Origin of the sequence: Burkholderia sp. MSMB1072, from assembly GCF_001524725.1 — a bacterium.
GTDB lineage: Bacteria > Pseudomonadota > Gammaproteobacteria > Burkholderiales > Burkholderiaceae > Burkholderia.
Genome location: NZ_LOYC01000056.1, coordinates 32,690 through 53,639, shown reverse-complemented (window position 1 = coordinate 53,639; position 20,950 = coordinate 32,690). Strand labels below are relative to the sequence as shown.

General features: G+C 69.5%; 27 protein-coding genes. 8 read left to right on the top strand and 19 right to left on the bottom strand.

Going from position 1 to position 20,950, the window contains the following annotated elements; translation table 11 throughout:
* Window positions 1-14 precede the first annotated feature (14 nt).
* Window positions 15-272: a hypothetical protein gene (locus tag WS89_RS34305; RefSeq protein ID WP_059794174.1), complete on the bottom strand. Its 258-nt coding sequence runs from the start codon at window positions 270-272 to the stop codon at window positions 15-17.
* Window positions 273-392: 120 nt separating this feature from the next.
* Between WS89_RS34305 and WS89_RS25120 the strand changes: the two genes are divergently transcribed.
* Window positions 393-1,643 carry a phosphatidylserine decarboxylase family protein gene (locus tag WS89_RS25120; protein WP_059794172.1) on the top strand — a complete coding sequence of 417 codons (1,251 nt, stop codon included), beginning with the start codon at window positions 393-395 and terminating at the stop codon, window positions 1,641-1,643.
* 24 nt (window positions 1,644-1,667) lie between these two features.
* Here the strand turns inward: WS89_RS25120 and WS89_RS25115 are convergent, their stop codons facing one another.
* From WS89_RS25115 to WS89_RS25095, 5 genes are all read right to left on the bottom strand, one after another.
* The gene (locus tag WS89_RS25115; protein ID WP_059500521.1) at window positions 1,668-1,904 is read right to left on the bottom strand and encodes a hypothetical protein; all 237 of its coding nucleotides are present in this window, start codon (window positions 1,902-1,904) and stop codon (window positions 1,668-1,670) included.
* A 256-nt stretch (window positions 1,905-2,160) separates the two neighbouring features.
* On the bottom strand, window positions 2,161-2,490 hold the full coding sequence (locus tag WS89_RS25110) for a DUF1488 domain-containing protein (protein ID WP_059794170.1): 330 nt from the start codon (window positions 2,488-2,490) through the stop codon (window positions 2,161-2,163).
* Between the two features lie 4 nt (window positions 2,491-2,494).
* On the bottom strand, window positions 2,495-3,043 hold the full coding sequence (locus tag WS89_RS25105) for a type 1 glutamine amidotransferase domain-containing protein (protein ID WP_059502828.1): 549 nt from the start codon (window positions 3,041-3,043) through the stop codon (window positions 2,495-2,497).
* A 234-nt stretch (window positions 3,044-3,277) separates the two neighbouring features.
* Complete coding sequence (locus WS89_RS25100; protein WP_059502830.1) at window positions 3,278-3,643, bottom strand: DUF3022 domain-containing protein; 366 nt, start codon at window positions 3,641-3,643, stop codon at window positions 3,278-3,280.
* 84 nt (window positions 3,644-3,727) lie between these two features.
* Window positions 3,728-4,195, bottom strand: coding sequence for a hypothetical protein (locus tag WS89_RS25095; RefSeq protein WP_059794168.1), 468 nt, complete (start codon window positions 4,193-4,195; stop codon window positions 3,728-3,730).
* Window positions 4,196-4,352: 157 nt separating this feature from the next.
* On the opposite strand from WS89_RS25095, the gene WS89_RS25090 reads away from it, so the two are divergent.
* Window positions 4,353-4,709 carry a DUF3175 domain-containing protein gene (locus WS89_RS25090; protein WP_059502833.1) on the top strand — a complete coding sequence of 119 codons (357 nt, stop codon included), beginning with the start codon at window positions 4,353-4,355 and terminating at the stop codon, window positions 4,707-4,709.
* 42 nt (window positions 4,710-4,751) lie between these two features.
* Entirely contained in the window at window positions 4,752-6,071 is a 1,320-nt protein-coding gene (locus WS89_RS25085) for a cation:proton antiporter (RefSeq protein ID WP_059794165.1), read from the top strand.
* A 3-nt stretch (window positions 6,072-6,074) separates the two neighbouring features.
* Here the strand turns inward: WS89_RS25085 and ligD are convergent, their stop codons facing one another.
* The 12 genes from ligD to WS89_RS25030 all read right to left on the bottom strand — a co-directional run bounded on the left by ligD (window position 6,075) and on the right by WS89_RS25030 (window position 16,633).
* Window positions 6,075-8,792 (bottom strand): DNA ligase D, encoded by a 2,718-nt coding sequence (gene ligD / locus WS89_RS25080; RefSeq protein WP_059794163.1) that lies wholly within the window; start codon window positions 8,790-8,792, stop codon window positions 6,075-6,077.
* A gap of 51 nt (window positions 8,793-8,843) precedes the next feature.
* The gene (gene ku / locus WS89_RS25075) at window positions 8,844-9,866 is read right to left on the bottom strand and encodes a non-homologous end joining protein Ku (protein ID WP_059502839.1); all 1,023 of its coding nucleotides are present in this window, start codon (window positions 9,864-9,866) and stop codon (window positions 8,844-8,846) included.
* 73 nt (window positions 9,867-9,939) lie between these two features.
* On the bottom strand, window positions 9,940-12,045 hold the full coding sequence (katE, locus tag WS89_RS25070; RefSeq protein WP_059794161.1) for a catalase HPII: 2,106 nt from the start codon (window positions 12,043-12,045) through the stop codon (window positions 9,940-9,942).
* 145 nt (window positions 12,046-12,190) lie between these two features.
* Entirely contained in the window at window positions 12,191-12,577 is a 387-nt protein-coding gene (locus WS89_RS25065) for a DUF3022 domain-containing protein (protein WP_059502843.1), read from the bottom strand.
* Window positions 12,574-12,735, bottom strand: coding sequence for a DUF1328 family protein (locus WS89_RS33170; protein ID WP_006498332.1), 162 nt, complete (start codon window positions 12,733-12,735; stop codon window positions 12,574-12,576). The genes WS89_RS25065 and WS89_RS33170 overlap by 4 nt, the downstream gene beginning before the upstream one ends.
* 46 nt (window positions 12,736-12,781) lie before the next feature.
* On the bottom strand, window positions 12,782-12,970 hold the full coding sequence (locus WS89_RS25060; protein ID WP_059503021.1) for a DUF3008 family protein: 189 nt from the start codon (window positions 12,968-12,970) through the stop codon (window positions 12,782-12,784).
* 71 nt (window positions 12,971-13,041) lie between these two features.
* Entirely contained in the window at window positions 13,042-14,475 is a 1,434-nt protein-coding gene (gene rpoN, locus WS89_RS25055; protein WP_059794159.1) for an RNA polymerase factor sigma-54, read from the bottom strand.
* A 196-nt stretch (window positions 14,476-14,671) separates the two neighbouring features.
* A complete protein-coding gene (locus tag WS89_RS25050) occupies window positions 14,672-15,181 on the bottom strand; it encodes a DUF892 family protein (protein ID WP_059502847.1) in 510 nt (169 codons plus the stop codon).
* 48 nt (window positions 15,182-15,229) lie between these two features.
* Window positions 15,230-15,544, bottom strand: coding sequence for a hypothetical protein (locus WS89_RS25045; protein WP_059502849.1), 315 nt, complete (start codon window positions 15,542-15,544; stop codon window positions 15,230-15,232).
* Between the two features lie 50 nt (window positions 15,545-15,594).
* A complete protein-coding gene (locus WS89_RS25040) occupies window positions 15,595-15,906 on the bottom strand; it encodes a hypothetical protein (protein ID WP_059794157.1) in 312 nt (103 codons plus the stop codon).
* Complete coding sequence (locus WS89_RS25035) at window positions 15,903-16,130, bottom strand: hypothetical protein (RefSeq protein ID WP_059794587.1); 228 nt, start codon at window positions 16,128-16,130, stop codon at window positions 15,903-15,905. Before WS89_RS25035 ends, WS89_RS25040 begins: the two co-directional genes overlap by 4 nt.
* A 200-nt stretch (window positions 16,131-16,330) precedes the next feature.
* On the bottom strand, window positions 16,331-16,633 hold the full coding sequence (locus WS89_RS25030) for a hypothetical protein (protein ID WP_012336612.1): 303 nt from the start codon (window positions 16,631-16,633) through the stop codon (window positions 16,331-16,333).
* 167 nt (window positions 16,634-16,800) lie between these two features.
* Between WS89_RS25030 and WS89_RS25025 the strand changes: the two genes are divergently transcribed.
* The 3 genes from WS89_RS25025 (at window position 16,801) to WS89_RS25015 (ending at window position 18,149) form a co-directional block, all read left to right on the top strand.
* On the top strand, window positions 16,801-17,055 hold the full coding sequence (locus tag WS89_RS25025) for a hypothetical protein (RefSeq protein ID WP_059502854.1): 255 nt from the start codon (window positions 16,801-16,803) through the stop codon (window positions 17,053-17,055).
* Window positions 17,056-17,143: 88 nt separating this feature from the next.
* The gene (locus WS89_RS25020; RefSeq protein ID WP_006498341.1) at window positions 17,144-17,575 is read left to right on the top strand and encodes a CBS domain-containing protein; all 432 of its coding nucleotides are present in this window, start codon (window positions 17,144-17,146) and stop codon (window positions 17,573-17,575) included.
* 91 nt (window positions 17,576-17,666) lie between these two features.
* The gene (locus WS89_RS25015) at window positions 17,667-18,149 is read left to right on the top strand and encodes a PRC-barrel domain-containing protein (protein WP_006498342.1); all 483 of its coding nucleotides are present in this window, start codon (window positions 17,667-17,669) and stop codon (window positions 18,147-18,149) included.
* Window positions 18,150-18,250: 101 nt separating this feature from the next.
* On the opposite strand, the gene WS89_RS25010 is transcribed toward WS89_RS25015, so the two are convergent.
* On the bottom strand, window positions 18,251-18,730 hold the full coding sequence (locus WS89_RS25010; RefSeq protein WP_059503025.1) for a response regulator: 480 nt from the start codon (window positions 18,728-18,730) through the stop codon (window positions 18,251-18,253).
* 232 nt (window positions 18,731-18,962) lie between these two features.
* On the opposite strand from WS89_RS25010, the gene WS89_RS25005 reads away from it, so the two are divergent.
* Both WS89_RS25005 and WS89_RS25000 read left to right on the top strand, forming a co-directional pair.
* Window positions 18,963-19,625 (top strand): UdgX family uracil-DNA binding protein, encoded by a 663-nt coding sequence (locus tag WS89_RS25005; protein ID WP_059794583.1) that lies wholly within the window; start codon window positions 18,963-18,965, stop codon window positions 19,623-19,625.
* Complete coding sequence (locus tag WS89_RS25000) at window positions 19,622-20,914, top strand: NRAMP family divalent metal transporter (protein ID WP_059794156.1); 1,293 nt, start codon at window positions 19,622-19,624, stop codon at window positions 20,912-20,914. The genes WS89_RS25005 and WS89_RS25000 overlap by 4 nt, the downstream gene beginning before the upstream one ends.
* The last annotated feature ends 36 nt before the right edge of the window (window positions 20,915-20,950 follow it).

Sequence of the window (20,950 nt, the reverse complement as noted above, 5' to 3'; positions counted from 1 at the left end):
TGGACGTCGGCATCTCACGACCATTCTTCCGGCGGCATCGTCCCGCTGTCGTCCTCCCACAGCGGCTTCCTCCCCTCGTCTTCTTCACGGCTCGGCGTCACCGGCCCGTTCCCGCCGTCGTGACCGCGCTCGGCTCGCCGCGCGCCGTCGCGCGACACCACCGCTCGCGTGCGTGCTCGCGAGCGCGTCGGCGTCACGGTCCGCTGTCCGTTGCGGCCGGGTTCGTCCGTCGCTGCGTCGTTCGTCTGTCGTGCGTTCGAATCTGTAGCCATTTCTTCTCCCTGAATTGAATCATCGAAGGAACCGGTCGCTCGAACGCCGCAATTTCGGTGCCGCCCGCCGGGCAAGCGTCTTGCTATCCCGGTTCGACCGCAACCGTTCCGGAGGTGACGATGCCGACGAATCGCAACACGCCGCCCGCCACACGCCGCCGCCTCGGCGGATGGATGACCACCGAGGAATCGCACATGGCCGCGTTCCGCGAAAAAATCGCGAGCGAAGCGCACGCGCAGGCCGGCGACCGGCTGCGCACGCCGGCCGTACAGGCACTCGCGCGGCTGTTCGACGACAACGCCGTGTTGCGCATGAGCCTGAGCCGCGCGATCGACGAAGCGCGGGAAGCGGGGTACCGGCTCGGCTATGCGTCGATCGGCGAGCTGATGACCGTGCTCGACCATCTGATGACCTACACGCCGCCGTTCAGCGAGGAAAGCCTGATCGTGTGCCCGTTGAACGCGTTCTTCGACTGGCCGATGTGCATGCCGTCGGGCCATGCGGTGTTTCGCGACGCGGCCGTCAATGCGCAGTTGAAACGCGTGCTGAACGTCTGGTGCGACTTCCTCGGCGGCCCGCATTCGCGCGCGCATCTCGACACGTCGGCGCCCGACGGCTGGTTCTGCGACGCCGCACGCAAGCGTCTGGGGCTCTCGCAGTTCCAGTATCGCGAAGACCAGCCGCACTGGGGCTTCGATTCGTGGAACGATTTCTTCACGCGCCGCTTTCGCGACGGTGCGCGGCCCGTTGCGGCGCCCGACGATCCGCACGTGATCGTCAGCGCGTGCGAAGCCGCGCCCTATCACACCGAAACCAACGTCAAGCTGCGCGACACGTTCTGGATCAAGGCGCAGCCGTATTCGCTGCGCGACCTGTTCACGCCCGCATGGCTGCCGCTCGCCGAGCGCTTCGTCGGCGGCGACGTCTACCAGGCCTACCTCAGTGCGTACAACTACCACCGCTGGCATGCGCCGGTGCGCGGCGTCGTCACGCACGCGTATCGGGTGGACGGCACGTATTACTCGGTCGCCGAAGCGGAAGGCCCGGACCCGGCCGGGCTCAACGACTCGCAGGGCTACATGACGGCCGTCGCCGCGCGCGCGGTGGTCGCGATCGCGAGCGACGATCCCGGCATCGGCACCGTGGCGGCCGTGTTCGTCGGGATGGGCGACGTGTCGTCGTGCGTGATCGAGGTCGTGCCAGGCCAGCGCGTCGACAAGGGCGACGAGATCGGCTATTTCCAGTTCGGCGGCTCGACCTACTGCCTGCTGTTCGAGCCCGGCGTGATCGACCGCTTCCTGCACGCGCCGCCGTTCGAAGGCCAGCCGCCTGTCGTGCAGGTCAATGCGTCCGTCGCGATCGCGCGGTGAATGCCGCCGCGCGCGCCCGGTGCGTCACGCGTCGCCAACGTCGATCGCACGGGATTCGTCGGCGTCGTGACGCTGCACGCACCGCAGGACCGACAGTCCGTCGGCCGTCAATGCGGGCCGGCGCGCGCCCGATGCGTCGTCGCGCTGCAGCACGATCAGTTGTTGCTCGACGAGTGCGACGACGTCGTCGCGGTCGATCTGGATCTGTTCCGGCGCGTGGTGCACCAGGAACAGCGCGGCAAATTCGTGGGCGGTCAGCATGCTCGTTTCCCCGTTGGCGGCGACGCGCGACGCGACACCGGCGTCGCATCGGCAGCCGACGCGAAGCGCGCGCCGGCGACGTGACGAGCATGCAGGGATCGTGCCAATCGGCGGCGTGCGAGCGGTGTCCGTGCCGTGCGCACGCCGCGCGATATGGCACCGGACGGCGCGTTCGGGCCGCTGCAAAGTTTTCAACGGCATGTAAGGGCGAGCGAGTGAAGGTGGCGGAAGGAACGCTCCGGCAAACGCGATCCCGTCACGATTGCCGCTGGCGAAACGCCCCCGCCCGTCCGCGCTTGGCCGGCGCACGGAAATACCCGCTATGCAGCACCACGTCGTGGTCGCCGCTCGCCAGCACGTCCGCGCACGCGGCTTCGATACGCGTGCGGCCACGCTCGAACGCGTCGCGCAGGTCGGCTTCCAGCGCGGACTGCGCGCCGAAATGATCTTCCAGCGCCTCGACGGTGATCGCGCAGGTCTGCGGCACGCCGGCGACGTCGACGACGAAGCGCAACTGCAGCGCCGCGCCGTCGAACGTGGGCGGTTCGTCGGCGAGCGTCACGGGGCGGGCGGAATCGGCCGGCATCGGCTCATGCCCCCCGCGACGCGAGGCGCTCGACCAGCGCGCCGTTGAACGCGGGCAGGTCGGCCGGCTTGCGGCTCGTGATCAGGTTGCCGTCGCGCACGACTTCCTCGTCCACCCACTTGCCGCCCGCATGGCGGATATCGTCCTGCAGGCTCGGCCAGCTCGTCATCGTCTTGCCCTCCACGAGCCCGGCCGACACGAGCAGCCAGCCGCCGTGGCAGATCGCCGCGACCGGCTTGCCGGCGCCGACGGCCGCCGTCACGAATTCGCGCGCGGCCGGCAGCATCCGGATCGCATCGCCGTTCACGACGCCGCCCGGCAGCACGACCGCGTCGTAGTCGCCTTCGCGCGCATCGTCGAACGTGCGATCGACCTTCACGCGCTCGCCCTTGTCGACGTGCCTGAAACCCTGGATCTCGCCGCGCTTCTGCGAAATCACGTCCACCTGCGCGCCTTCGGCCGCGAGCGCGCGCTGCGGTTCGACGAGCTCGGCTTCCTCGAAGCCGTCGACCGCGAGAATCGCTACCTTGCATTGATCCAGCCTGCCGCTCATGAAATGCCTCCGTGGAGTGGGATAAGGCGGCACACGTCGTGCCGTGCCGTCATGCAGCAATCGCCGTTCCGGCCGCCTGTCGCGGCACACCCGTGCGCCCTCCGGCATCCGTCGGGGAACGACCCGCAATCGGATCGACAGGCCCCCGAGGCCGGTCGGCCTGTGACAAACACCGGCCCTGCTGCAAAGTTTTCAACGTGATGTAACGCGACGTCGTGCGTCGATCCGGCGCGATTACTGCAGATGGCGTGCCGCATCGAGCATGGCGTCGGTCAACTCGATCGTCAGCGTCAGGTTCTCGTCGGTATCGGGCAATTGATCGAGCGTCTGCTGCACGGCATCGTGCAGCATCGCGTGCACGCGCATGCGCGCGCCGTCGTCGAGATCCGCGTAGCGTTCCATCGTCGAGCATTCGAGCGCGAGCACGACCGAATGTCGGGCCGCCTCCGGCGGCGCCTCGACGGCATTCGCCCACGCCGCATGGAACATGACCCGGCCCGTCTCGACGTCCACGTGGACCGTCGTGTCGAGATCGTCCGTGTCGACTGCATCGTCGTCGAGCTCGTCGTGCGCCAGGGAAATTCGGGAATTCGATTGCATGATGTCCTCCTGCGTGGTGGCGGCGTGCCCATCCCGGGAACCGCGCCGCCATCGCGCCGTGCCGGCCGCGCCGGCACGACACCGTCAATAACCGCTGGACCCGCCGCCGGCAGCCCCGCCGCCGCCCGAGCCCGTCGAGCCCGCCGAACCGCCGCCGCCGGTACCCATACCGCCGGCACCCGTCCCGCCGGAGCCGCCCGCACCGCCGGCCCCACCCGAGCCGCCGCCGACACCGCCGCCCGTGGCGCCGCTGCCGCCCTCGCCCGCGCCGTTCGGGCCGCCGCCCGGCTTCGTGTGACGGGCCGATGTGCCATGCGAGCGCATCCCGTGCTTCGCGCCATGCCGCTGCGTGCCCGCGGGCGGCGGCGGCGCGGCCGTATTGCCGTTGGCGCCCGGCGTCGACATGTCCATCGACGGATTCGGCGCGCCGGTGCCCTCGTCCGAGCGCTGCGAGTTCTGCGCCCACGCGGCCGGCGCGGCCGCGACGAGCGCGACAGCCGCGCAGGCCAGCACGCGCCGCGCGACAAACTTCGATTCGAATGCTGACTTCATGGCGTTTTCTCCCTATGGATGATCGCGTGATGGATATTCCTGCTCCGATCCTTCAGCAAGGCCCATGCCGTCGCGGGCAGCGTTTGCGACGCGGCACGCGGTTTGCGTCGCCTCTCCCTGCATGCCCGTCCTGCGACCCCATACGGAGCCCTGCCTTATGCCTTCCGCTTCTGCTTCCCACTCGCACGGCAAGCGCCACACACGCCGCCCGGGCCGCGCGCGCAGCGCCGACCCGGCCCACCGCAAGCGCTGGTCCGGCGAAGTCACGCAAAAAAGCGATGCGCTCGACATCGAGCCCGACATTTTCAAATCCGACGATCCAGCCGCGATCGCCGCGTCGCTGAAGCGCTCGGCCGAACACAGCCGCCGCCGCAAGGCGTCGCCGTTCCAGTCGGCGATGTCGATGCTGAACTTCTACGTGAACCGCGCGGGCCGCAACCTCCCCAAGACGCGCCGCACGACGCTCGAACGCGCGAAGAAAAAATTGCGCGAGGCGTTCGGCCGCAAGCCCTGACGATCGGCGCGCCGCCCGTACCGACCTGCCGCGATCACACGCATGCACGAAACCCTCTGGTACCTGATCATCGGGGCGGTGCTGTTGGGCATGGGCGTGGTGACATCCGCGCTGCGCCACCTTCCCTGCAGCTCCGCCATGATTTACCTGGTGCTCGGCATCGCGCTCGGCCCGGCCGGTGCCGGCCTGCTGCACCTCGACCTCGAACGCGACGGCCGCCTGCTGCGCGAGATCGTCGAAGTCGCGCTGCTCGTGTCGCTGTTCGCGATCGGGCTGCGGTTGCGCGTGCCGCTGTCCGACAAGCTGTGGCTCGTGCCGTGCCGGCTCGGGCTGCTCGCGATGATCGTCACGGTGCCGCTGCTCGCGGCGTGCACGGTGCTCGCGCTGGGTCTTGGCTGGGGCCCGGCGCTGCTGCTCGCGGCGATCCTCGCGCCGACCGATCCGGTGCTCGCGCACGACGTGCAGGTGCACGATCCGGGCGATCGCGACCTGGTGCGCTTCGCGTTGTCCGGCGAAGGCGGGATGAACGACGGCATCGCGCTGCCGTTCGCGCTCGCGGGGCTCGCGCTGTGCGGCGTACCCGGCGCGACGCACGGCATCCCGCCGCTGTCGGGCACGTTCGCGCTCGTCGCGCTGTGGGGCATCGCGGGCGCGGCCGCGATCGGCGGCGGGCTCGGCTGGGTCACGACGAAGACGATCGGCTGGCTGCGCACGCGCCACGCGCAGGCGCTCGGCCTCGAAGGCTTCTTCGCGCTGGCGCTGATCGTGCTGTCGTTCGGCGCCGCGCAGCTCGCGCATACGTTCGGCTTCATCGCGACGTTCGCCGCCGGCGTCGCGATGCGGCGCGTCGAGCATCGCGCGAGCGGCGACCGCCCGCCGCGCGAAGTGATCGGCCAGATCGATTCGGAAGACGTCGTCGCCACCGAAAAGCATCCGGACAAAGCGCATGCGTTCATGGCCGAATCGGTGCTCGGCTTCACGATCGAGCTCGAACGGATCGCCGAAGCGATCGTGATGACGATGATCGGCAGCGTGCTCTCGACGCTACCCGGCCCGCTGATCACGTGGGGCGCCGCCACGCTGGCCGCCGTGCTGTTCGTCGCGGTGCGCCCGCTCGCGGTGCTGGTCACGCTTGCCGGCTCGCGTGCGACCCATGCGCAGCGGCGGCTGATGGCGTGGTTCGGCATCCGCGGGATCGGGTCGTTCTACTACCTGCTGTTCGCGCTCGAGCATGGGCCGTCCGAGGTCGTGCGCCCGCTCGCGGCGCCGGTGCTGGCCGTCGTATCCGCGTCGGTGGTCGCGCACGGGATTTCCGCTACTCCGCTGATGAACTGGTATTACCGGCTCCAGCATCGGCGCTGACGGTCATGCGTCGGCGCCGAGCCGCGAGCGCATCGCCGCGGTGATGCGCTGGCGCGCCTTTGCGTAGCCGTCCCACGGATCGCGCTTCAACGTGTCCAGGCGTTCGTGCAGCGTGTCGATCGTCCATTGCGCGCCGCCCGTCGTGTCGGGCACCTCGTCCCAGTCGAGCGGCACCGACACGCCCATGCCGGGGCGCGCGCGCACCGAATACGCAGCGATCGTGCTCGCGCCGCGCCCGTTGCGCAGGTAGTCGATGAAGATCTTGCCGCGCCGATGGCGCGGCCCCATCGTCGCGGTGAAACGGTCAGGCAGCGTACCGGCGACGTGCTGCGCGACCGCGCGCGAAAAGTCCTTCACGTCGTCCCAGCCCGCATGCCGCGCGAGCGGCACGACGACGTGCAGCCCCTTGCCGCCGCTGGTCTTGCAGAACGACACGAGCCCGAGCTCGTCGAGCAGCCCGCGCACGAGTTGCGCGGCGTCGATCATCGTGCGCCACGGCAGCGCCGGGTCCGGATCGAGGTCGAACACGATGCGGTCGGGCCGCTCGATGTTCGACGCATGCGCGTTCCACGTGTGCAGCTCGACCGTGCCCATCTGCGCCGCGCCAAGCAGCGCATCGACGCTATCGATCGACAGCAGCGGCCCATGGCCCGGGTCGAGCCCTTCGTGCTGCGTGACGAACGGAATCTCGCGGCGCTCCGCGTGCTTCTGGAAGAACAGCTCGCCGGCGATGTCGCCCGGTGCGCGCACGAGCGAGACGGGCCGGCCTTTCAGGTCGGGCAGCAGCCACGGCGCGACCCATTGCCAGTACCGCGCGAGATCGATCTTGCGCGTGCCGCTTTGCGGGTCGAGCACGCGCTCGGGATGCGTGATGCGCACGCGACCGAGCGTGTCGGCATCGGCATCGGCCCGCGTGCCGCGCGCGTTACCCGCGCTCGCGTGACGATCGGTGCGCGACGGCCGCCGCGGCTTGTCCTGCGTGGTCGAACGCTGATCCATCGCCTCCTCCGTTTCCAGGTGTTTCGGCATCTCGCGGACGATCTGTGCCGCCGGCTTGTCCTCGCGCAGCGCGATGAACGCGGCCTGCCGCACGATGCCGTCGCCGGTCCATTCCGCGAATTCGCATTCGGCGACGAGGCTCGGCTCGACCCAGTGCACGCGCGTGCGCGTGCGTTCGCGCGGCGGCGCATCGAACGGCATCGTGTCGCGTTCGTGCCGGCGCAGGATCGCGGCGAGACGATCGAGCATCCGCGCGTCGAAGCCGGTGCCGACGCGGCCGACGTAGCGCAGCGGCCCGGCCCCGCGCCGCCGTTTGCCGGCCGGCGCCGGTTCGTGCACGCCGAGCAGCAGCGCGCCGAAGCCGTGCCGGCTGCCCGACGGCTCCGTGAAGCCGCCGATCACGAACTCCTGCCGGCGCCGGCATTTGAGCTTGATCCAGGCAGGCGAACGGCCGGCGCGATAGCGCGAGTCCGCACGCTTGCCGATCAGCCCTTCGAGGCCGGTGTCGCAGGCGCTCGCGATCAGCGACGCGATGTCCTCGCCGAGATCGGGTGAAAAACGCACGCGCGCCGGATCGCTGTTCGCGAGCAGCGGTTCGAGCAGCGCGCGACGGGCCGTGAGCGGCGCGTCGCGCAGGTCGTATCCGTCGAGATAAGGCAGATCGAACACGAAGAAAACGATCGCGTCCGCCTTTCCGGTGCCGAACGCGTTCTGCAACGCCTGGAAATCGGGCAGGCCGTTTTCGCCGAGCACGACGGCCTCGCCGTCGAGCCATGCGTCGTCGACGTCGAGCGCCGCGAGCGCGTCGCGCTGCGCGCGCAGCTTCGCGGTCCAGTCCCGGCCTTCGCGCGTCATCAACGTGACGCGCCGGCGTGCGCCCTTGCCTGCGATACGCGCCAGGATCCGATAGCCGTCGAACTTCAGTTCGTAACTCCAACAGCCCTGCGTCGGCGGCGCGTCGACCAGTGTCGCGAGTTGCGGCGCGACGCGCTCGGGCAGCGGTGCACGCACCGCGCCTTCGACTTGCGACGGTTCGGTGGGGCGCGGGCTTTCGTGTCGCGCGTCACGTGCGGCGCCGTCCGCGCCGGTCGATCCGCGGCGCCGCCCCGCGCCGTTGGACGCACCGTCATGCACGCTTCCCGGCCGCTCGCCGACGACGTCGAATTCATCCGCGCCGCGTGCTTCGTCGTCGCGCTCCTTGATCAGCAGCCACTGCTCCTGGCGCCCTTCCTGCCGCCCGCTGCGCACGAGCGCCCAGCCGCCGTGCAGCTTCCGGCCGTCCAGCTGGAACGTCAGCTTGCCGGCCCGATAGCCTTCGCGCGCATGCGCGATGCCGCCATCGGGCGTCCACGTGCCTTCGTCCCACACGACGACCGACCCCGCACCGTAATGCCCGGCCGGAATCTCGCCTTCGAACGACGCGTATTCGAGCGGATGGTCCTCGACGTGCACGGCGAGCCGCTTCACCCGGGGATCGAAGCTCGGCCCCTTCGGCACGGCCCACGACTTCAGCGTGCCGTCGAGCTCGAGCCGGAAATCGTAGTGCAGCCGTCGCGCGTGGTGTTCCTGGATCACGAAGCGCAACGGATGGCGTGCGCGCGCGGCAGGCTTCGTGTCCGCTTTCGTCTGCGCTTTCGCGCGACGCTTTCCGTGCGCCCCTTCGGGCTCGGGCGTCGCGCCGAAATGGCGCTTGCGGCGATACGGATCGAGCTTGCCGGCCATCGCATCACCTCGTCGGAGTCGGAGTCGGAGTCGGAATCGGCGTCATCGGCATCACGCCGCGTGCTTGCGGCGCGCGGCGGTCTTCTTCGCCGCAGGGTCGCTCGCCGCGCCGCGTTTCGCGGCGGTTCGCTTCGCCGCGGTTTTCGTTGCCGCGCCTTTCGATGCGGATTTCGCCGTGGTTTTCGCCGCCGGCTTGCGGCGCGCGCCGCCCCGCGACGACGACGCGTCGCGCTCCGCTTCGTCGCGCTCGTCACGCAGGTCCGCCGCGCGCGCGCCGGCGCCGCCCTTCAGGCTGCGCTTCAGCAGCTCGGTGAGATCGACCACGTTGCTGGCCGCGCGGCCGGTCTGCGCGGGGCGGTCCTCGATCTCCTCGATCTTGCCCGCGCGCACCTTGCGCTCGACCAGTTCGAGAATGTCGTCGCGGAACGTGTCGTGATATTCGTCGGGCGTCCATTTGCCGGACATGTCGTCGATCAGCTTCTTCGCCATGTCGAGTTCGCGCGCGGTGACGCCCGCGCCCTTCGCGTCGTCGGCCGGCACCGACAATTCGTCGAGCGGCCGCAGTTCCTCCTGCCAGCGCAGCGTATCGAGCGCGAGCATCGGCCCGACCGGAATCAGCGCGCCCAGATGCTGGCGGTCGCGCATCACCACGAGCGCGATGCCGATCTTGCCGCTGTCCTTCAGCGCGTCGCGCAGCAGCGCGTAGACCTTCTCGCCCTTGCGGTCGGGCACCAGGTAGTACGGCGTGTCGAGATAGAGGAACGACACGGCGTCCTCGTCGACGAAGGTCAGGATGTCGACGGTCTGCGTCGATTCCGGGTTCGCCGCGCGGATTTCGTCGTCGCTGAGCACGACGTAGCGCTCCTTCTCGTACTCGTAGCCGCGCACGATGTCCTCGCGCGCGACCTCCTTGCCGGTGCGCTTGTTGATCTGCCGATAGCCGATCGGGTCCATCGAGCGCTTGTCGAGCATCCGGAACGACGGCTTCACGGTACGCGTCGCCGGAAACAACTGCACGGGCACGTGCACGAGCCCGAAGCTGATCGCACCTTTCCATATCATCCGCGGTGCCATGCGTGGTTCCTCCTTGCCGGATGCGCGCCCGCCCGGGAGCGGGCGCGCCGTACGGCGCAAGCCGCCGCCGGCCCTATGCCGGCAGTTCGGCCGCCTGCTGTTCGCGCGCCCACACGCGATGCTGGCCCAGGTGATCCGACAACGTGTTCAGCACCTTGTCGAGATCGACCGCCTGCCCGACGCACACGCCTTCGGCCGGATCCGGCAGGTGGGCGGCGCTGAGCAATTGCCGCCCTGACCCGACGGCCGCGATCGGCTTCAAGTGCTTGAACGCCTCGCGCACGAAATGGCGGGCTTCGGCGCTGTGCGCGAGGTCGCGCCCATCGCCGTCGCCGCCGCAAACGAACACCGCATCGAACATCACCGACGGCATGCCGGCCAGCGTCGCCTCCGGCACGATGCCGCCGATCGGCGCGAGCGTCGGCGCGACGATCGTCGGCACCGCGTGCGCGGCCTGCAGCGCATCGCGCACCTGCTCGACGAGCACCTGATTCACGCCGGGCGTCGCGATCAGCGCGATCTTGCGCGAGCGGATGCCGGGCTTCGCGCGACCGATCAGGCTCAGCGCGGGCGAACGCTGCGCGACGGCCGGCGTCGCGGCCGCCTGCGGCGCGGGCAGCCCGAGCCGTTCGGCGACCTGCGCGGCGAGCCCCGCGTCGAAGCGCGCGATGATCTCGTTGACCACGCGCTCGCGAATCTTCGGCTGCGTCACCTTGCCGAGTTCGAAGCAATACGCGTCGCGGATATGCCGCTGCTCGATCTCGGTCATGCTCTGGTAGAACAGCGCGGCTTGCGAAAAATGGTCGGCGAACGATTCGCTGCGCACGCGCACCTTGTGGCCTTCGAGCGGCTCGGGCACGGTCTCGAAACCGCCGCCGGACGGCGCGGGCGGCGTCTCGCGCGGCCAGCCGCCGCTCGTCGAGTTCGGCTCGTACGACGCCTGCCCGACGTTGATCGTCTGCCGGTGCATCGCGTCGCGCTGATTGTTCGCGAACGGACACACCGGCCGGTTGATCGGGATCTCGTGGAAATTCGGGCCGCCGAGCCGGCTCAGTTGCGTATCGGTGTACGAGAACAGCCGCCCCTGCAACAGCGGGTCGTTCGTGAAGTCGATGCCCGGCACGACGTGGCCCGGGTGAAACGCGACCTGCTCGGTCTCCGCGAAGAAGTTGTCGGGGTTGCGGTTCAGCGTCATCCGGCCGATCGGCCGCACCGGCACGATTTCTTCCGGTACGAGCTTGGTCGCATCCAGCAGGTCGAAGTCGAATGTGTCCGCGTCGGCCGGATCGATCATCTGCACGCCGAGCTCGAACTCCGGATAGTCGCCGCGCTCGATCGCCGCCCACAGGTCGCGCCGATTGAAATCCGGGTCGTGGCCGGCGATTCGCTGCGCCTCGTCCCACAGCAGCGAATACGCGCCGCTCACGGGCCGCCAGTGGAATTTCACGAAACGCTCGACGCCGGCCGCGTTCACGAAACGGAACGTGTGCACGCCGAAGCCGTCCATCGCGCGATAGCTCGCCGGCAACGCGCGGTCCGACATCAGCCACAGCACCATGTGCGTGGTTTCCGGTACCAGCGACACGAAATCCCAGAACGTGTCGTGCGCCGACGCGCCGGTCGGCATCTCGTTCGGCGCTTCCGGCTTCACCGCGTGCACGAAGTCGGGGAACTTGATCGCGTCCTGAATGAAGAACACCGGCATGTTGTTGCCGACGAGGTCGTAGTTGCCTTCCTCGGTATAGAACTTCACCGCGAAGCCGCGCACATCGCGCACGGTGTCGGACGACCCGCGCGGCCCCTGCACGGTCGAGAAGCGCACGAATACCGGCGTTTCGGCGGCCGGGTCCTGCAGAAACGCGGCCTTCGTGTAGTCGGCCATCGGCTCGTATACGCGGAACACGCCGTGAGCGGCCGCACCGCGCGCATGCACCACCCGCTCCGGAATGCGCTCGTGATCGAAATGCGTGATCTTCTCGCGCATGATGAAGTCTTCGAGCAGCGACGGGCCGCGCGCGCCGCCGCGCAGCGTGTTCTGGTTGTCGGCGATCCGCACGCCCTGGTTGGTGCGCAACGCCTCGCCGTCGGGCCGCGCGCGGTTCTCTTCGAGCTGGCGCGACTTCGCGCTGTCGGGCGGTTGCGTCGGCGGGGTCTGGCCGGCGGATGGGGGATTCGTCATCGTCAGGGGTCCTCGTGGGATTCGCTAGGGAACCGCCGCACGGCGGCGCGCCGCGGCGCGCGCGTGCGGACGGCAGGAAACGCCGGCCCCAATGCCGCGAAACGGTCGCGAAACGACCGCGAACGGCCGCGGGCCGGCCGCGGCGTCAGGGCGCGCGCAGCGCAGCGTCGAATTCGGCGCGCGTCACGTCGAGCGCGACGTTGCATTCGATCGCGGCATCCTCGATGCGCGGCTTGTGCTCGTCCACCGCGCGCCGCGCGCGGTCGCACAGCTGCGTGCGCACGCGCAGCCGGTCGGCCGTGTCGAGCGACGCGTAGCGCTCGACCACGTCCGCATCGAACCGCATGTCGACCGCGCAGCGCCATTCGCGCGCGTCCTCGTCGGACGGCACGCGCACCCACGACACGTGGATCGTCAGCCGTCCCGATGCGTCGTCCGCATGCACGACGACGGTCGACTGCGACGGAAAGCCGATCGCGAACGCGTGCTCGAGTTCCTGCACGCGCTGCGACCGGTCGGGCGTCACGCTCATCGTCGCACGACGCCCAGAAGCAGCGTGACCAGGAAGATCACGACGAAGATGTAGAACAGGATCTTCGCGATCTCGGCCGCGCCGGCGGCGATGCCGCCGAAGCCGAACACGGCCGCGATGATCGCGATGACGAAGAAAATGATGGCGTATCGAAGCATGGAACCCTCCTGGATGACAGCAGTCGTCACTAAACGTCGGCGGCGCTCACGCATCGTGCTTGTGTTTCGGTTTGCCGTGCGTGGACGTGGACGCCATTTTCTCGAGCTCTTTCTCGCTCATCGACCTGGCCATCGATTTCGCCGGCGGCTTGAGATCCTTCATTTTCGCGTCGCCGCGCTTGGCCGACAGCGCGGCTCCCGCGGCACGCTGCTGGGCCTGGGATTTGGCTGGCATGGTTGCGCTCCTCTCGTTGGCGCGCGAGCCGACGCAACGCGCGGCACGCGCGGGGTGGAACAATCGGGCCGTCACGCGGCGTCGCGACGCCGCAGGTCGGCCGGCGGAATCTTCATCGCCTGGCGATACTTCGTCACCGTGCGGCGCGCAAGAAGAATGCCGCGGCCCGCGAGGTTCTCGGCGAGCGCGACGTCGGACAGCGGATCGGTATCCCGCTCGGCCGCGATCATGTCGCGGATCAGCACCTTCGCGGCCGACGCCGAACACACGCCCTTGCCCGCGGCCTCGAGCTTGCGCGGGAAGAAGTGCTTGAACTCGAACGTACCGTGCGGCGTGGCCATGTACTTGTTGCCGGTGGCGCGCGATACGGTCGACTCGTGCAGGTCGAGTTCTTCGGCGATGTCGCGCAGCACGAGCGGCTTCATCGCGATCTCGCCGTAGCGGAAGAAGTCGCGCTGCCGCGCGACGATGCATTCGCCCACGCGCTGAATCGTGTCGAAGCGCTTCTGCACGTTGCGGATCAGCCAGCGCGCCTCCTGCAGCTGCTGGCCGAGCGGCGAATCGCGCTCGCCGCTGGACTGCGCGAACAGCGTCGCGTAGCGCTCGTGCAAGCGCGCACGCGGCAGCACGGCCGGATTGATCGTGACGACCCATTCGTCGCGCACCTGGCGCACGATCACGTCAGGCACCACGTAATCCCCGCGCGTGCTGCCGTAGTGATTGCCGGGGCGCGGGTCGAGCCCGCGCACCAGCGCGCAGGCAGCATGCAGCGTCTGCGTGTTGCAGCCGAGGCGCCGCTGGATCTCGGCCGTCTCGCGGCGCGCGAGCCGCTCCAGATGCTCGCGCGCGATCGCTTTCGCTTCCGCGAGCGCCGGCGTGCCGGCCGGAATCGCGTCGAGCTGCAACACCAGGCATTCGGACAACGAACGGGCGGCGATCCCCGGCCGGTCGAGCATCTGCACGAGCCGCAGCGCGACCGCGAGATCCTGCTCCGACAGCAGCCACGCCGGATCGGCGGCGACCAGGAGTTCGGGAAGCGCCTGACGCAGGTAGCCGTCATCGTCCAGCGCATCGATCACGAGACGCGCGGCTTCGCGATCGCGCTTGTTGAGCGGATAGAGCCGGAGCGCATCGTGCAGTTGCTGATGCAGCGACGGCTCGGCGGCCATCCATTCGCCGGGCGACAGGCCGTCGCCGTCCTCGCCCTGGCGGCTCGTGCCGCGCGGCGCGGGCGCCGCGGTAAACGGCACCTCGCCGTCCGGCGGGCGAATTTCGTCGTGCTCGGGCGCCGCTTCGGGCGCGGCCGCTTCGATCGGCTGCTCGGGCGTTCCGGCAGCCGTTTCCTCGTCGCCCAGGCCGTCTTCGAGAAACGGGTTCATGTCGAGCGCCTGACGCAATTCCTGTTGAAATTCAAGCGAGGACAACTGCAGCAGCCGCAGCGACTGCTGAAGCCTCGGCGTAAGTGCCAGATGCTGTCGCATCTGCAGCGCAAGCGAGACGGGCATCGAAAGCCTCCTGACGGTTCGGTTCGCGGTATGTCTTCTACCGGACGTCATGCAGCTTCCGTGCCAATCGCGCAAAGCGCGATGCGTCGCGGCTCTCGCGGGTTCGAACCCCGTCTCGACACAAGCCGAGAAAGCTTTTTTACAAGCCGGGGGCAAGTTTGGGGCACGCATTTCGCTCGCGGGAAAACGCGCCTCTTCACCGCTTCGCATCGATGCGGTCGACCGCCGAACGATCGAGAAACGCGGTCGTCAACTCGGGCAGATGACGCAGTAACCAAGCGGCCATGTCGCGCTCCTGCTGCAGGATCCGCTCGCAACACGCGCGGATCTCTTCTTCGCCGGCCGCGTGCGCCGCCGCGACGAGCGCCGTGTACGCGGCGATTTCGAGTTGCTCGAACGCATAGCCGGCCAACGCCGTCTTCACGACTTCGTCGTCCGCCAGCATGCCGCTCGCGATCTGCCCGTAGGCGGCGACGCGCGCGGACAGATCCTTGGTCGCCGACGGCGACGTACCGAGCCGCATCAGGCACGCTTCGACGAGCGCCTGCTGGCCGAGCGTCTCGTCAAGATGCAGCCGGAGCCGATCCTGCAATTGCGGATAGTGGCCGACCCGCTTCATCTGCGCGTCGATCATCGTCTCGGCCTGGCGCTCCATCGCGTATGCATCGCGCAGCCAGTCCTCCAGGTGCTCGTGCTGATTCGCCATCGCATTCCTCCGGCCGCATCGCGATGCGGCATGCCGTGACGCGTCGGGTCAGTACTGCATCGGCGGCGGCGTGCCCGGCAGCGGCGGGTCGCCTTGCGTGCCGTTCGGGCCGGGCGGCGGCACGTCGGCCGGTTCGCCGACGGTCGCGCCCTGCGGCATCGCGTTGCCCGGCGACGGACGCGTGTCGTAGCGCGTATTCGCGTCCGGCATCGTCGTGGTCGACTGCGCGCCGCGGCCGTCGGGCGGCGCGGGCGGCGCCGCATGCGCGCCGTAGGGGCCGTTGGTCGGTTGCGTGCATGCGCCTAGCGCGCACGCAGCGGCGAACGCACAGGCGCCCACCCGTATCGTCTGGATCGTGTTCATCGAATCCTCCCGGAAGTCGGCGGCTCGGAGCCACGCCGCAGCGGCACCGCTCAGAGCCGGTTGAAATGGAAATCGCCCGCGTACGCGGTCGGCCCGCGGCGCGCCATCATCGCGTCGAATTCGGCCGCGACGCGCATGAGCGCGCCGCGTTGCCGTTCGACGTCGGCCCGTTCGAGCGCGGCGAAGGCGTCGGGGTCGAACGTGACGGTCAGCGACGCCGGATGGCCGTCGACGTGAAAGCCGACGTGCAATGCACCGGCCGGCTGCTCCTCGACGTGAAACGGCATCTCGCGCGCCTCGAAATGGCGGCCGAGCGTCTCCGCGATGTCGCGCAGCAGGCCGGGTTTCACGCGGATACTCATTGCAGGCCCTCCCTGCGCACGAGCGGCATCGCGCGCACCGGCGGCTCCGGGGACGGTGGATCGCGTTCCGGCGGCGCATGCCCGGGCGGGTCGCCCTCCGGTTCCCGGTACGGTTCGGGCATGTCCGGCGGCACGTCGTCGGGATCGGGCGGCTCGGGGTCCGGCTCGATGTCGGGAATCGGTGGCTCGGGCCGTTGCAGCCACCGCTCGGGTTCGTGTGTCATCGGCATTCCCTATCGTTGCTGGATTCGGGTCGATATCGGCGCGACGGCCGCGTATCGACGATTGGCGAAGCGAAGATCCGCAAACCGCGTGCCGTCCGCTACCGTCGTCCCTGCACGGGCCTCGACGCGGCGTCGCGCGGCCCAACGCGAAGCGCCATGCCTTCGCTACACCGTTCGCTGCAAAACTTGCAAGCACGCCGCTACGCGTCGTATGCGGCCATGACCAGCCACAGCTCGCGGCCGTCGTCCCGCACGCGCGCCGCGAGCGCGTAGGGATCCGACGGCTCGCACGCGCGCTGCAGCGCGAAGCGCGCCGGCTCGGTCGCCCCGAACGTCTCGTCGCCGAGCGGCCGCACGTCGGCCTTGCCCTCGAACATCCGGCGCTCGGGCCGGTAGATCAGCGGTTCATGCTTCCACGTATCGAAATGGCTCTTCACGGAATCGAATCCGCCGCCGCATACGTTGATCTCGTAGCGCACCCCTGGTCGTCGTTTCGGAATCATCGTCGTACCTCCCGCTCGATATGCGCGCAGCAGGCCTGCTGTTGCGCCGTGTCGTCATGGTCGTCGTCGTGGTCACCGTGGGAGCGGCAAATCACGTGCCGTGCGTGCGGACCGGGAACGCCGGTTGCGCCGGAGGCGGCTCATCGTCCCCGATACGGAGCACCGCCATGAAGGATTCGACCCGGCACGGCCACGACGCACCGGCGCACGAGCGGCAGCCCGACCCGCACCCGCCGCTGAAAGACCAGGACCGCACGCACACACGCCACTCGGAGCGTCATATCGACAAGCAGCTCGAGGACACGTTTCCAGCGAGCGACCCGCCCGCGACCGGCGGCGTCACGCGCATCGAGCCCGACACGCCGCCCGGCACGCACGACGACGGGCCGTGGCAGGACAAGCGGGAACGCGACGACGAATGACGCGACGACCCGCGCGCACGGCATGCGGCTTGCTGGATCGCAGCAGCCGCATCGGCACATTGCTTCACCTACCGCCAAGGAGAATTTCATGCATCGCGTCAACGAAATCATGTCGCAGGACGTCGTGCGGATCGCACCGACCGACTCGATCCGTCATGCCGCCCAACTGATGGAGCGCTACGACATCGGCGCGCTGCCCGTGTGCGACAACAACCGGCTGGTCGGGATGGTGACGGACCGCGATCTCGCGGTGCGCGCGATCTCGGCCGGCAAGCCGCCGGAGACGCGAATCCACGAGGTCGCGTCCGGCCCGATCGAATGGTGCTTCGACGACGATTCGCTGGACGAGATCCAGCACTACATGGCCGATGCGCAACTGCGCCGGCTGCCCGTCGTCGATCACGACAAGCGCCTGGTCGGCATGCTGTCGCTTGCCGACATCGCGACGCGCACGGCAAGCCCGGAGCGCGACGACGTGGCGAACACGCTGGAAGGCGTGTCGCAACCGAAGCAGACGTGACGGAGCGATTTCGCCCCGCCCCGACAACCCGCGCGACCCGCAGGGCCCGCCCCCCGGGCACGGTCGCGCCCCACGCAGCCTGGAGGAAACCATGCAGACTCCCGATCAAGGTCAGACCCGCATCATCGGCAAGGGCGCCGCGACGGCGGCCGGCCCCGGCCCCGACGTGATGGCGGCCGATACGCTGGAAGGCGACAAGGTCTATACGACCGACGGCGACGATGTCGGCAAGATCAAGGACATCATGCTCGACGTGCGCTCCGGCCGCATCGCGTATGCGGTGCTGTCGAGCGGCGGCATCCTCGGCATCGGCGACAAGCTCCATGCGATCCCGTGGAGCGCGCTGACGCTCGATACCGAGCGCAAGTGCTTCCTGCTGTCGGTATCGTCCGAGCGGATCCGCAACGCGCCGGGGTTCGACAAGGACCACTGGCCGGCAATGGCCGATCCGCAATGGGCCGAGCCGCTGCACGAGTTCTACGGCAGCACCCCGTACTGGAGTGCCGGCGACGAGCTCGGGCTGACCGACCCGACCGAAGACCTCGACGATCCGCGCACGCGCGGCCGCCACTGACCGCACCGCGACGCAGCGCCGGTTCGCCGGCGCATCCGTCCGACACGCCCCGCCCGCGCGGGGCGTTTTTTTTGCCCGCGCCGCGCGCGCCGCCAGCCTTTTTACAAGGGTCGTGTAACGTCCCCGTCCGGCGCCACCGCGCCGCCGCACGCCGATTCGAGGTAGCCCAGCAGCCGGTGCGGCGTCAGCGGCTTCGCGCAATGCGCATCGAAGCCGGCTTCCTTCGCCAGTTCGCGATCCCGCCGCGACGCCAGCCCGCTGCACGCGATCAGCAGCATGTCGGCCGTTTGCGGATCGCCGCGCAGCCGCGTCGCCAGTTCCAGTCCGTCGAGGCCCGGCATCGCGATATCGAGCACGACCGCGAACGGCTGCCAGTCGCGTGCGACGTCGCACACGGCGAACGGATCGTCGGCGACCCGGCACTCGAAGCCGCGCGCCTCGAGCAGCAGGCGCAGCGCATCCGCCGCATCGCGATAGTCGTCGACGACCAGCACGCGGCGCGGGCGGCGCGGCACGCTGTCGGGCGCGCGCCACAGCAGCACGTCGTCGGCGGCCGGGTCGTCGCCGGGGTCGGGTAGCATCTGCTTCTCCTGTCGTTGGACGGACTTGTCACGCAAGGCGCGCGCCCATAGCGACTGCATGCGGCATGCCGGTTGCTGCGTGGTTCGCATCGTCGATCCGGGAGTCCTTCATGCGTGCGATGCGGCATCAATCGTCCCGTTTGCGTCCCTCTGCGCGTGCGACCATGCGATTGCCGAAGTGTTCCGCCCGTTCGCCGCGCGCCGCTGCGTCGGCCTGCACCGGAGGCGCCGCATGACCCGCAAGGCGCCCGATGCTCCGACACCGCCGCCCGACGACGAGGCCCCGCGCACGCTCGACGCGTGCCGCCGCTGCGCGCTGTGGGAACACGCGACCCAGCCGGTGCCGGGCGCCGGGCCCCTCGATGCGACGATCATGCTGGTCGGCGAGCAGCCGGGCGACCAGGAGGATCGCGCGGGCATGCCGTTCGTCGGTGCAGCCGGCCGCATGCTGGACCGCGCGCTCGACGAAGCCGGAATCGAACGCTCGCACGTCTATCTGACGAACGCGGTCAAGCACTTCAAATGGGAACCGCGCGGCAAGCGGCGGCTGCACAAGACGCCCGCGCAGCGCGAAGTGGCCGCGTGCCGCTACTGGCTCGAACGCGAGCTGGCAGCCGTACAGCCGCGCGTGGTGGTCGCGCTCGGCGCGACGGCGTTGCGCGCGGTCCTGCAGGACAACGACGCGACGCTCGAGCGCACGCGCGCGCCGGTGCGTACCGACGACGGCCGGCTCGTCGTCGCCACCTATCATCCGTCGTACGTGCTGCGCACGCGCGGCGCCGATTCCCGCGAACATGCGTACCGCACGCTGGTCGACGCGTTGCGCACCGCGTCGCGCCTCGCGCGCGAGCGACGCGGCGGCGGCGCTCGCCCGTCGCACGGGGACGCCGGATGAGCGGACTGGGCGATGGCGCGCGGGCGGCGGCCGAGACGCCGCCGCCCGCCGCGAAACCGTGGTATCGGCGGCTCGGCCCCGGCCTGCTCGCGGGCGCGTCGGACGCCGATCCGAGCAACGTCGCCGTCTACGCGCAGGCCGGCAGCCAGTTCGGTTTCAACATGCTGTGGATGATCGTCGTCACGCTGCCGATGATGGTCGCCGTGCAGTTGGCGGCGGCGTTCATCGGGCGACGCAATCGCGAAGGCCTCGTGGCCGGCATCCGCGAACGGTTTTCCGATCGCGTCGCGAAGACGCTGATCGTGATGGTCGTGATCGTCAACGTCGTGAACGTCGGCGCCGATTTGGCGGCGATGGGCGATGCGACGGCGCTCGTCGTCGGCGGCCGCAGCTACTGGTATGCGCCGCTCTACGGGATCGCATCGCTGGCGTTGCAGGTGATGCTGTCGTACGAACGCTACGCGCGCTGGCTGAAATGGATGACGCTCGGCCTGATCGCGTACGTGCTCGAACTCGGCTTCGTGCACGTCGACTGGGGCGGCGTGCTGCATGCGATCGTGCTGCCGCAGATCGCGTTCACGCATGCGTATGCGACCACCGCGGTCGCCGTGCTCGGCACGACGCTGAGCCCGTATCTGTTCGTGTGGCAGGCCGCGCTCGAAGTCGAGCAAACCACGGCCGAGCAACGGGACGGCGAACGCGACACGCGCCGCGAGACCGAGCAGCGCGTCACGGTCGATACGTGGACCGGCATGATCGTCACCAACGCGGTGTCGTTCTGCATCATGGTGATCGGCGCGGCCGTCTTCTTCGCGCGCGGCCGGCACGACATCGGCAGCACCGCGCAGGCCGCCGAGGCGCTGCGGCCGATCGCCGGCGAAGCCGCGTTCCTGGTGTTCGCGTTCGGCATCGTCGGCTGCGGGCTGCTCGCGATTCCCGCGTTCGCAGGCAGCGCCGCCTACGGTTGCGCGGAAGCCTGGCGGTTCCGCGAAGGGTTGAACGAGCCCGTGCGGCGCGCGCCCGCGTTCTACACGGTGCTGGCGCTGTGCGTGATCGTCGGCATCGCGATCTGCTTCAGCCCGATCGACCCGATCCGGGCGTTGTACTGGAGCGCCGTGCTCAACGGCGTCGCGGCGGTGCCGATGCTCGTGCTCGTGATGCTGCTGGCGGGCAAGCGCGATGCGGCCGGCCAGCCCGGAAGCGGCCCGGTATCGAAACTGTTCGGCTGGGTGGCGGTCGCGTTGATGGCAGCGTCGGTGGTGACGATGCTCGTCGACATGCTGACGTGAAGGATCGACACGATCCACCGATGTCGGTTGCGTACG